The organism is Candidatus Zixiibacteriota bacterium, from assembly GCA_021159005.1.
In the GTDB taxonomy this organism is placed as follows: domain Bacteria; phylum Zixibacteria; class MSB-5A5; order UBA10806; family 4484-95; genus JAGGSN01.
In genome coordinates this window covers 80,560-92,680 of record JAGGSN010000078.1, presented here as the reverse complement: position 1 = coordinate 92,680, position 12,121 = coordinate 80,560, and the positions used below count along the sequence as shown (strand labels likewise).

Genomic DNA, 12,121 nt, shown 5'->3' with positions numbered 1-12,121 from the left:
ATGGGTAATCATCAAATTAAAATCAATTACTGAAATCTTATCTCGAAACATTTAACAAAATAAAAGATGATGTGCCGATGTTTATCGGAGCCGCCCAACATCCCGCTGCTCTATGGGTTATGAAATAAGCAAGCTTCGATTGTTGGGTATTATTTTAAGAACTCTATAAAAAAGGCCGGACAGTAGTGATATAAACATAACGTTTTTTATTTGAAATTGTATTAATCATGTAAAGTTAAAAACATACCCCTAACTCCTCTCAAGAGAGGAATAATAAAATGTTGGGGCACGAGGACGTGCGCCAACCCCCCCTTTCCCTCTTAAGAGGGAAAATGATATTTGCGTTAACAGCAGAAGTAAGTCAAGTTTACTTGGGACTTGACGCATCGGTAACATTCGGTCAAGCCCCGAGTAGGCTTGACCTACCGAGCTATGTCGGAAAAATAAATAAAAAGTAATAAATATCTTGACATGGTCGAAATAAATTATATATTCATAAAAATTTTTAATGAAATTAACGTAAACGAGTGTTGATAGGGTGAAACTTTAAACCGTCAAGGAGAGAGTATTTTGATGATTAAATTCAGAATGACATATATTGTGCTTAATCCAGTAGGAAATTTCCGCGGCGGGGGTAGTATGCCTATTACGTAACGTTTAGTTTGACTAAATTTAACCCGCCGCAACTATCTGGTTCGGCGGGTTTTTTTATTTCCTATTCGAGCCGGCGGCTTTTTACCATAAAACGAGGATACTAAAATGAACAGCGAATTTTACGAAAACGAAAAGATGACATACCAAGAAAAAAAATTGGGTTCTCGGCAGGCTTTTAGTAAGCTTTTGCCATTACTGAAAAAACATAAATCGCAATTAATCACATGTCTGATAATTCTGGCATCGGCGACAGTTCTTTCACTTTCCTGGCCTATTCTTCTGAAACGGGCTGTGGATGTTAACATTGCCAATGGCGATTTTAATGGCCTTATCATAACAGTGCTGGTTATTGGGCTGATTCAGGGAGTTACATTGCTTTTACACTACATTCAGGCAATCAAGCTTGAGACTATCGGGCAAAACATCATGGTTGAATTAAAGCAGAAACTTTTTGACCATATCCTATCTCTGAATATTGCGTTTTTCGATAAAAATCCGGTCGGTCGGTTGATGGCTCGTGTCGAATCCGATACCGAATCTTTAAGGAAGCTTTTTACCAATACGGTAGTCATGCTTGTCGGCGATTTGATTCTTACTATCGGGATATTTGCAGTTATGTTTTACTATAGCTGGCGGCTGGCTCTGATTTTGTCTGCGATGATGCCGATAATGCTGATTCTGACTTATATCTTTCAGAAACTGACCACTCATCGCTACCTGGAGGTTCGCAAAAGAATGGCTGAAATCACGGCGACCCTGACTGAGTTTTTACATGGCATGTCGATTATTCAGATTTTCCATCAGGATGGTTATGTAAAAAGGAGATTCAACCTGTCTAACAGGAATAAATTCAAAGAGGAATCGGTAGCGGAAATCATTGTTTGCGTATTCTGGAATTCCATTCGCATGTGCGAATACCTGATGATTGGTATGATACTGTTTTTCGGCGTATACTGGACTCAATCGGGCGCGATAACTGTCGGCACAATCAGCATGTTTATCATACTGGTCTGGAAATCGTTTGAACCGATTTACAGGGCTTCCGGACAGTTGTCTAATATTCAAAAGGCGATAGCCGGTTCCAAGCGGATATTTGCGCTTTTGTCGAATGACGAGATAATACTGGATTCATTAAAGCCGACAGCCTGGCATAAACTGAATGAGGGAATACGTTTCGAGAATGTCTGGTTTTCATATACTGATGACGAGAATTATGTTCTTAAAAATATCTCTTTTGATATTCCCGCAGGCAATCGGGTTGCTTTGGCTGGAGTAACAGGCGGCGGCAAGACTACTATCATATCATTGCTGCTTCGCTTGTATGACCCCCAAAAAGGGCGGATTACTGTGGATGGAATAGACATTAGGGATATTCCCAAGGATCAGCTCAGACGGCGTTTCGCTCTTGTCCTTCAGGATATATTTCTCTTTCCGGGCGATATTAAATCCAATATAGCTCTGGAATCCGGCAATGTTACCGAGGAGAAGATAATAGAATCCGCCAAAACCGTAGATGCTGACAGGTTAATTAAAAGACTGCCGGATGGATACAATACTGAGGTCTCGGAGAAAGGCGCCAATTTCAGCCGCGGCGAAAGGCAGCTTCTGTCTTTTGCGAGGGCTTTGGCGGCTAATCCGGATATTCTAATACTAGATGAGGCAACCAGTTCGGTTGACCCTCAGACTGAGAGAACTATTCAAACCTCATTAAACAAACTAATGACAGGCAGGACATCGCTTGTTATCGCGCACAGATTATCGACAATTCTCGATGCCGATAAGATACTGGTCTTAAAGCAAGGAGAGATTGTCGAGCAAGGAACACATACTGAATTGATATTGCAGAAAGGATATTATTCAAAACTCTTCCATTTGCAATTTAAAAATGGAGCAATGGCAAATGCTGGATAAAATAAAATGGTTCTGGAAATTTTATAAGAAGTACCCATACGTACTTCTGGTACTGTTAATTGTAACGCCAATCCAGACAGCCTTCGAGGTGGCTATACCGCGGTTGATGGAATTTACCGTAGATTTCATCAAGACCGGCGAGATTCCATCAAATAAGGCGGCAATATGGCTTAACAACATCGGTGAAAGTTTTGGAATTTCACCGGTGGCGACTTACACTTTAACTTTGGTTTTAATAGGAGCTGTATTCTCGCTTATGTATGCGTTTGTTCAGTCGCACCGCGCCTGGATGAATATGAAGCTGGAATGGCTGTTCCGTCAGGATGCTTTCAACAAAATTACCTGTAAGGGACCGAATTTTTTCAATAAGTTTCGCACCGGTGATTTGGTAACGCGTATGACTGATGATGTTTCCGAGAAGCTGTCATGGTTTGCCTGTTCGGGAATATTCCGCTTATATGAAGCGATACTGATGGTATCTTTCACGCTTGTTATGATGATAACAATTGACCCGATGCTTACGCTCTGGACTGTTATACCGCTGCCTTTTCTGATATTTATTTTCTTTCGAAGTTCAAGCGTTCTTGATAAGCGATACGACCATCTTCAAACCCGAATATCGAAACTGAATGCGCTCATGGAAGCTTGCTTTTCGGGTATCAGGGTGGTTAAAGCCTATGTGCAGGAAAAAGCCCAGAAGCGGAATTTTAGCAATGTGATAGCCGATCGCCGCAGCGCTGAAATTAATTCGATTAAAGCTGAGATAGTTGTCGATTCGCTGTATATGTATATCTGGCAGTTCGGGGTTATCATTATCCTGCTGGCTGGCGGCTATATGGTGATAAATGCCAACCTCTCGTTTGGCAAACTGGTGGCGTTTATTTACTATATAATGTTCCTGATGTACCCGATGTTCGACATTGGCCAGTTTTTGGTTAAATCACGGCAGTCGGCAGTTTCGGTCGATCGTCTGGTAGAGCTTGAAAAAGTGCCGCCGATGGTTGCCGATACCGGAACGATACCCTGCAGCGGCGATATTAAAGGGCACATGGTTTTTACTGATGTGGAGTTCAGTTTTAAAAACGTCAAACGAAACATCATTGACAGTATTTCTTTCGAGATAAAGCCCGGTCAGACTATCGCTTTAGTGGGTAAAGTTGGCTCAGGTAAAAGCTGGCTCGTCAATATGATTCCTCGTCTGGTAGATCCAACCGGCGGCAGTATTTATCTTGATGGCCGAAATCTTCGCGAATACAGGCTTGAGGACTTGCGCCGCAGTATCGGTTATGTGCCGCAGGAACCGCTCCTGTTTTCCGATACTATTCGCAACAATATCGTATTCGGCAGGGATGGCATAACCGAGTCCAGCATCAACTGGGCGATTGAGGTTTCTCAGTTTAAAGGCGATGTCAAAAGCTTTCCGGATAAGCTGGATACTCAGATTGGCACCCGGGGAGTATCGATATCGGGCGGCCAGAAACAACGTCTGGCGTTGGCGCGGGCGCTTGTCGGCAAACCGAATTTGCTGATACTTGATGACTGCACCTCGGCGCTTGATTCGCGAACCGAGACGGCTCTTTGGGAACAGCTCGATGAAGTAATGCCGGGTAAAACTGTAATTATGATTACGCATCGTCCGGATATGCTGGAAAAAGCTGACATGATAATTGTCTTAGATAACGGTAAAATCATCGAGTCGGGCACGCATTTCGAGCTGATGATTCAGGAGGGACATTATTTTAAGCTGTATAAACGATTCCAGCTTAAACATCAGGTGGAAATGGTATCATAATGACTGCCTGTGGTAAAACTGAAATGCGGCTTGATGCTGGTTTGTACCGGCCAAGTTGTAGATAAAAGGTAATGGTGATATTTATTTTAACGCCATAGAGATAGTCGGGGTTGTAAAACCCCGACTATTAAGAGTATAATAACTTTTTCAACAAGCCCGTTCGGGGGAATGACATCAAGTATAATATGTTATAAAATGCTAAACAGCAGTGATTTTATACTTATTGTCAGCTCTTTACTTCTTTATTGTTTAATTGTAAAAGGCGGAGGCTTAGGTACTTCAATTTCCCTTGCAGCTTCTTTCGGTTTGTCTAAAACATGGGCTTTTGGTTGGTGTTTCTTAAGCTTAAGATAGTCCCATACCAATTCCCGTTTCATATGTTGAATCGCCCGGGCAGGATCAACCCCTTTGGGACAAACATTCGAACATTCACCGGCATAATGACATCTGAACGCACCATTAACGCCGCTAACTATTTCCTTCCGCAAGTTAAAGCCATTATCGCGAGTATCTTTATTATAGCGATAAGACTGGGCTAATGATTGCGGCCCTAGATAATCAGGGTCAGTCGCCATTGTTGGGCAAGCCGACATACAAAGCCCGCATTTAATGCAGTATGTAAACTGAAGATACTCAGTAAGTTCGTTAGGATTCTGATATAGTTCGCCTGAGGGGTTTAACATCTCGTCAGTATCATCTTGTATAATATAAGGATGTATTGCTGTATGTTTTTCAAACAATGGCGTAAGATCCGGAACTAAGTCTTTGATGATATTGAAATTTGGCAGCGAGGCTACAGTCAGTTTTTTTGCTGCGATATCTAATATTTGAGTGTTGCATGCTAAGGATGGCCGCCCATTTAACAGCATGCCGCAGGAACCGCAAACACCCATTCGGCAAGAATACCGCAAACTAAGCGTTGCATCTTGTGTCTCCTGGATTTGGTGCAAGCCATCAAGAACTGTCATTCCCGGTTCAACATCAACAGAAAACTCCTGCCAATATGGTTTGCTATCAACTTCAGGATTATATCGGCGAATATAAAAGATTATATTTTTCCTGTTTTGATTTTTTGTAGTCATATTTCCGAACTCCTTAAGCTAGCTTAGCCATAAAGTGAAATTCAATTGCCGCCCAACTTCCGAGAGCAAAAAGGCAAATGCCTATAATAAAAAACAGTATGTTTATGAATTTCTGCGTCCCTTGTTTTAGACCAAGTTCGAATAAAATAGTTCGGAAACCATAAAGCCCATGATATAGGGCTGCTGCAAGTAGGGCAATATAAAAAATTATATAAATGAAAAGTTTAGCCCTATCTATAACATTATTCCAACTTGTAGCCTCAACTCCTGCAGGATTGAACCAACCAAGGATTATATCCAAATGCATAGTTATCATGTGAATCCCAAGCAGGAACAGGATTATCATACCTGCAAATATATGCCAGGTCCAATATTTTGTCTCTCGCATCTTAGACTCCTTTAATGAGATAACCCGAAAAATTGATAACCGCCAACCACAATCAGAACTGCTGCAGCTATCATCGCAATTACCATCAGCGGCCGTTGTTTGTTTAAAGATGATCGGTATGGATATATAGGCTCCTCAGCCTTGCCAACTGCGAAACCCAGTTCTATTAATATCAGCCTGATGCCATTAATTGCATGAAAGGCAAAAGCGATATAAACCAGAAATTCCCCAATTTTAAATAAAGGCGAACCAAAGAAACCCATCCAGTTTTCCCAAACTTCCATACCGAAAACACGAGAGGATGTAACAAAAATATGAAGCATAAAATATAATAATATTCCCAGTCCTGTTATACGGTGGAGTGTATATAGGTATCGTTCTATGCCCCATTTGCCGCCTCCAAGCCATCCTAAAAGCCCAAGCTTATTTGGATATTTTTTATTTTCTGTCATAGTATCACTTTCTAATACTTTCTTTCTACTGGTTTCCATTTAGTGATGCTTACATTTTTATAATCTAACTTAGGTCCATCACCGGTAAAATTAACCAGCGTGTGTTTAAGCCATTTTTCATCATCGCGCTTGGTGAAATCACGTCTTGCATGTCCACCCCGGGACTCCTCACGGGCAAGTCCTGCTGTAATCATGATTTCAGCCAGAACCAGCAGATTTTCGAGCTCAAGGGTATTAATTAAATTTGAATTATATATACGTCCCTTATTTTGAATATTAATCTTTTTGAAACGTTCCTTCAACACACGAATTTTCTCAAGGCCTAATACCATTTCATCACCTGTGCGGAAAACCCCCATATGAAAGTCCATAACTTTCCGCAACTCCGCTTTTAATTGATATGGATTCTCATTACCTTTATTCTCCAACAGGTCGTGGAATACTCTTTTTTCCTCATCCTTTATTCGGTCAGTTGGTATTTCTGCCATTGCAGGATCAGATTTGAGATATTCGATCATATCAGCCCCAGCGATTCCACCCCAGACAAGGCATTCGGCAGTAGAATTGGTTCCCAGTCGATTTGCACCATGCAATGATGTGCAAGCTACTTCGCCAGCTGCCCAGATGCCTTTGGTTTTTGTTCTGCCATTGATATCTGTTTCTATGCCGCCCATCGAATAGTGAGCTACAGGCCGAATGGGAATCGGTTCTTTGATTGGATCCAGCCCGAGAAACTTCATCGTAACTTCACGGATAAGCGGCAAACGATGATTAATCTTGTCTGCGCCGAGATGTGTTAGGTCGAGATGAATATAGTCAAGCTCCTTAGGTCCTTCAAATCCGCGCCCTTCGATTATTTCAGTCATTTCAGCCCGGGAAACTATATCACGAGGGGCAAGTTCCATTTTAGCGGCGGCATATTTTCCCATGAAGCGGTCGCCATCTTTATTGCGCAAATAGCCGCCTTCACCGCGACACGCTTCAGTCATCAGTATTCCGGAAGGGACAAGTCCGGTGGGATGAAACTGCAGGAATTCCGAATCCTCTAAAGCGATTCCGGCGCGGTAAGCCATTGCCTGACCATCGCCAGTAACTGTTTGAGAGTATGTGGTAAACCCGTAAAGGTTGCCAAGTCCGCCGGTAGCTATAAGCAAAGCTTTCCCGCGAAGGGTTTTAAACTCACCCGTTATCATGTCTATCATCGTAATACCGCGAAAGCTGTTACTTTCGGTTATGATAGATGTAACAAACACTTCATCATAACGCGTGAAATTATTATACTGGGTTAGGGTGTCATATAAAGTTTGCATTTCAAAAAACCCAGTTTTATCGGCTGCCATCGTAGCCCGCGGATAGCTATGACCGCCAAAAGGACGCTGTGCTATTCGACCATTTTCTTGCCGCGACCAAGGTAAGCCCCAATGGTCTAATAGCAAAATCTCATTTGGTGAGATTCGCACAAATTTGTCTACAACATCCTGATCGGCTAAAAAATCGGAGCCTTTGATTGTATCCCAGGCGTGAAGGTCAAAACTGTCTCCTTCCTCTTCGTGAAGAACAGCAGCTGTACCGCCCTCGGCACAAACCGAATGAGCACGATTTAGCTGAACCTTGGAAACAATCCCAATATTTATTTTATCACCGGATTTGCGGGCAATTTCTACTGCCGCGCGCAAACCTGCCAAACCGGCCCCGAGGATAATGATATCATGATCAATTGTCATTTTGTTTCCTAAATAAATTTAATAACATTACAACATTAAAAAACATTAATTTTATTCCCCAAAATATTATTCACAATATAATTCTTGAGTATTTTCACGATTAACTTCTTTTCCATCTCTCGCAAAAATAGAATTGTTATTTATTTGCCGTCCATACGATACTACCATTATCGCGATTTCTCCTAATGTCTTACTTAATTTCAACTCAATGACCTTCTTGCCAAAAATTTAAATAATGTTTAATATTAATAAATTGGGAAAACTTAGTCAACACAAAATATAAATAAATTAAAATTACATTACTGCCCGGTCTTTCAAATAAAAATATTTTAATACTATTCAGCAAATGTAATTTGCTTAATTCATAATCTATAGAGCTACAAGATATTGGACATCTGCGATAAACATCGGCATTTCACTTGATTGCGTTGTTTAATATTTCATGCCTGTCCGCCGACAGGAGGAATTAGATTTTAGAAGTCGATCCTGATTCAATGTTGATGTTGGTTTTGCCAGTTTGATATGTTTGGCTAATACACTGCCTTCCTCGATTATTGCCTGGACTGAAAAAAAGGTGTAGTTTCCAGAAAGGTTAAAATCAAGATTTTACAGTCAATTATATGGTTACAGGCTCCTCAATCGTTAATCAATGATGTGGTTGACGTACGTTCTCGTACGCCAACTGACTTCGCTTTAGCAGATATACTTTTCACAGTGGATGATCAGACTCATTTATCTATCACCTTTATAATAAGCCATTTAGGAAGTTATATAACAACAACTACTGAATTATTCCAATGTTCTCAGAAAACGTTCGGTGTGATAGGCGGTTCTGTTATCGCCGACACTTCGCCAGCATTCTATATCTGCAATCAACTGGTTTAATTCATCCGGAGTGTAAATCTCATAGGATATTTCCAACTCCTGAACTTTAGCCTTTGCAGCTTTAAGATTGTTGCCCAATCGGATATAGAAATCATCGTTTTCCCAGCAGACTCCGTCAAAAACTTCGGGTATGTATTGCGACATGCCGAAAATATAATATCTTCCGCTAAATGACGGCCCAATTATAACATTGTTGCTTTCAAGCAGAATAAAGCCCGCCTTTATAATCGATTTGTTCAGAGGCATGCAATAGGCGCCCATCATTATCACTCGCTTATAACCTCGATTGAAAACCTCTTCAAAAGCGTTGGATATATTTAGTACTGGTCTTTCAGCTTTTTGCGGATATAGCTCTATCTTGTTGATTCTAGATCTTATGGATTTATCTTTTTCTTCACGAGCAAATAAGCTGATCATTTTTTCAAAGCGTTCTTTCGATGGAACAGGATGATAATAAATGGCAATATCGACTTTGGGTATACATAAACAAACTGCTAATGTATCAAATATCATAGCCCTGCCCAGATAACCGGTTTTTTTCTTGCCGATTACTGATTCTACAGCCTTAAGATCTTTGCTTTTTTCAGGATCGTTTGCAATAATTACTATACATTCAGAATTCATATTATAAACCTTGTTTGTCTGCGTTTATTAAGCCATTCAAAATTAAATCAACAGACTTGAAGCTGTTAAATATCGTTCACTCATCTCCGCACTTAGAACAATTTATAAAACAGTTTGTTAAAATGCAATAATATAAAAGCATTATTTGAAAATAATTTTAATACCACCACCTTTATGGATGTCATGTTATAGGGCTGGAATCTTGCCGCAGCGGTGAGCGAGAAACTTGCGGCTGGCGTACATCCTCGTGTACCAACACTCTCCTCGCTGCGGCGGTGAGGGAAAAACCCTCCACCTTTTATTTTACAAGCAGTTGCCGGACGGGTTTGCCTAAGGCGACCGTCTACCTTGGGGTAATAAATACTTTTAGGAGAATCCTATCTACAAATCGCAAAACCCTTCACTGCTTTTCAAACACCAGTGCGAACAATCAAAAGAATTACCGTTATCATAACTAACTATGAAATATTCTATCTCGTTTTCCGGCTTGGTCTCCTCGGAAACAGACTGCAAAACCTTTGAGCTAATCATATCACAATTAACAACAGCCTTACATTGAGGGCATACATTAATCACTTCAATTCCGATATTAGCTTTATTATTGCCCTTTTTAATAGACTTAACATTAGGGTAATGCTTCTTTATAGCATTTAAAAGAATACCTGTATCGATGGTTAGTTTTTCCAGATTGAATAAATTGGAATCTATCTTTAAGCCGCAATTGCTTTCGAGAACTGCCCAGATGCCGATTGTTTTAAATTGAAATCCGCACCTCCAGCATTCTTCATCAAAAGAAAACACCATAGCCTTTTGCTTTTTCTTTATGGTTAATCTATTGCGAAATTTAAGGGAGCTTTCGAGAAGCAAGCCAATAAATTCCTTAATTGCGATTTTTTTTCCTCGAAAATTGCAATGAAAAATTCCCTGGTTATTATTGTCGTCTTTCTCTATCTCGAAAACAGGCAAGAACTCATTGACTTTATAATCTTTTGGGATACGCTTAAAAAACCAGGCGCATCTGATGCCTGCTTTGCGCAGTGTTTCCTGACGGTTTACAGTTGTCGGCAAATCCTGCCGCGATAGCTGTATTTCGAAAGCTATTTTGTGCTTGTCCTTATCAGCCAGCACATCGGACCGAAAATTTTCTCCGATATATTCGAGTTCGGCATTCCAGCCGAGTTCCCGACAGGCTTTGAATACTTCAAGTTTCATCTGAAGGTGGTCATCGCTTTCGCTGACATAATTGCAATGGCCGGTATTCTTATGAACGAAATGCCGCAGTCCCTGACTGCTTATCCGGGCATAAACCGGGCTGTCGCAGCATTTGAAATGCAGGTATTCCGGGTTTTCCCTAAGCGATTTTACTATATGCCGCCACTCGTTGTCATTAAGCAGAGGAGCGATGATTTTTTGCGTATATAGATAGGCAGACAGGGGCATGGTTGGAATCCTACATCAGCTCGAACGGGTCGGTGAGCTTTTTATATTCCTGGCCGGCGTAACGGTCTGTCATGCCGGCAATGTAATCCATAACAATAGTGTATACATCATCCTCATCGAGACGGGCTTTGAAGCTGGGCGGCAGTTGGTCGGAATTGCCGACATAAGCGTTAAACAGGGTTGCAATAATCCTCTCGGCCTTTTCCGCCATCCTCACCAGACGATAATGACGATACATGTTATCAAATAAGAACTGCCTCAATTGCGATTCTCTATCGATAGCCTCCTCCGACCGGCAAACAAGGTTTATCGGTATTGCCCTGACCTCATCAACATTAGCCGGCTTATGTTTCCGCAAAGCTTCGACGCTGGCGTTAATCGCATCGGTAATCATTTCATTCACAAGCATCTTGACCATCTGAGGGCGATAAAGGGATGTTCTGTCAATATCGGGGTATGCTTTAATAAGCTGGTCGTGAAGGTCTCTCCAGATACTCAATTCGAGCAATTTATCCGCAGTGATTAATCCCGCGCTTAAGCCATCATCGACATCATGGCAGGTGTAGGCAATCTCATCGGCAGCGCTGACAACCTGGCATTCCAGCGTTCCCCTATCGGCAGGGAAGAGATCGGCGGGATAATTCGGGTTGTCGTAAGTCGTTTCATGCTTTAATATACCCTCTCGAAGTTCAAATGTCAGGTTTAAGCCGGGAAAATCGGGGTAGCGTCTTTCGAGATGTTCGACAACGCGCAGGCTTTGACGGTTGTGTTCAAAGCCGCCGTGCTCTTTAGTCAGACGGTTTAGCGCCGCCTCGCCGGAATGACCGAACGGCGTATGACCTAAATCATGAGCCAAGGCTATGCCCTCAGTGAGGTCCTCATTTAAGCCAAGCGCGCGGGCAATCGAACGGGCAATCTGGGCAACCTCGATTGTGTGTGTCAGGCGGGTGCGATAATGATCGCCCTCGTAGTTTACAAACACCTGAGTCTTGTATTCCAAGCGTCGGAATGAGGATGAATGAATAATCCGTTCCCGGTCGCGTTGAAAATCATTTCGGTATGGATGCAAAGGTTCTTTAAAGCGGCGTCCTCTCGATTCGGTCGATTTCATCGCATAGGGAGCCAAGGTTTGCTGTTCGCGTTTTTTCAACTCATCTAAAAATGACATC

The 12,121-nt window shown here is 41.7% G+C and carries 9 protein-coding genes; 2 read left to right on the top strand and 7 right to left on the bottom strand.

Annotated elements, in window-relative coordinates; genetic code table 11:
* The first annotated feature begins 759 nt into the window (after positions 1 to 759).
* Together J7K40_05390 and J7K40_05385 are read left to right on the top strand one after the other, a co-directional pair.
* On the top strand, positions 760 to 2,565 hold the full coding sequence (locus tag J7K40_05390) for an ABC transporter ATP-binding protein (GenBank protein ID MCD6161830.1): 1,806 nt from the start codon (positions 760 to 762) through the stop codon (positions 2,563 to 2,565).
* Positions 2,555 to 4,357, top strand: coding sequence for an ABC transporter ATP-binding protein (locus J7K40_05385; GenBank protein MCD6161829.1), 1,803 nt, complete (start codon positions 2,555 to 2,557; stop codon positions 4,355 to 4,357). Before J7K40_05390 ends, J7K40_05385 begins: the two co-directional genes overlap by 11 nt.
* A 242-nt stretch (positions 4,358 to 4,599) precedes the next feature.
* On the opposite strand, the gene J7K40_05380 is transcribed toward J7K40_05385, so the two are convergent.
* From J7K40_05380 to J7K40_05350, 7 genes are all read right to left on the bottom strand, one after another.
* A complete protein-coding gene (locus tag J7K40_05380; GenBank protein MCD6161828.1) occupies positions 4,600 to 5,439 on the bottom strand; it encodes a succinate dehydrogenase iron-sulfur subunit in 840 nt (279 codons plus the stop codon).
* 13 nt (positions 5,440 to 5,452) lie between these two features.
* The gene (locus J7K40_05375; GenBank protein ID MCD6161827.1) at positions 5,453 to 5,827 is read right to left on the bottom strand and encodes a hypothetical protein; all 375 of its coding nucleotides are present in this window, start codon (positions 5,825 to 5,827) and stop codon (positions 5,453 to 5,455) included.
* A gap of 11 nt (positions 5,828 to 5,838) precedes the next feature.
* Positions 5,839 to 6,318 (bottom strand): succinate dehydrogenase, cytochrome b556 subunit, encoded by a 480-nt coding sequence (gene sdhC / locus J7K40_05370; GenBank protein ID MCD6161826.1) that lies wholly within the window; start codon positions 6,316 to 6,318, stop codon positions 5,839 to 5,841.
* A complete protein-coding gene (locus J7K40_05365) occupies positions 6,291 to 8,003 on the bottom strand; it encodes a succinate dehydrogenase/fumarate reductase flavoprotein subunit (protein ID MCD6161825.1) in 1,713 nt (570 codons plus the stop codon). The genes sdhC and J7K40_05365 overlap by 28 nt, the downstream gene beginning before the upstream one ends.
* Positions 8,004 to 8,792: 789 nt before the next feature.
* Complete coding sequence (locus J7K40_05360) at positions 8,793 to 9,512, bottom strand: DUF2064 domain-containing protein (protein MCD6161824.1); 720 nt, start codon at positions 9,510 to 9,512, stop codon at positions 8,793 to 8,795.
* 381 nt (positions 9,513 to 9,893) lie between these two features.
* Positions 9,894 to 10,952: a hypothetical protein gene (locus J7K40_05355; GenBank protein MCD6161823.1), complete on the bottom strand. Its 1,059-nt coding sequence runs from the start codon at positions 10,950 to 10,952 to the stop codon at positions 9,894 to 9,896.
* Positions 10,953 to 10,962: 10 nt separating this feature from the next.
* Positions 10,963 to 12,120, bottom strand: a complete 1,158-nt coding sequence (locus J7K40_05350) for a deoxyguanosinetriphosphate triphosphohydrolase (protein MCD6161822.1) — start codon at positions 12,118 to 12,120, stop codon at positions 10,963 to 10,965.
* Position 12,121 lies beyond the last annotated feature (1 nt).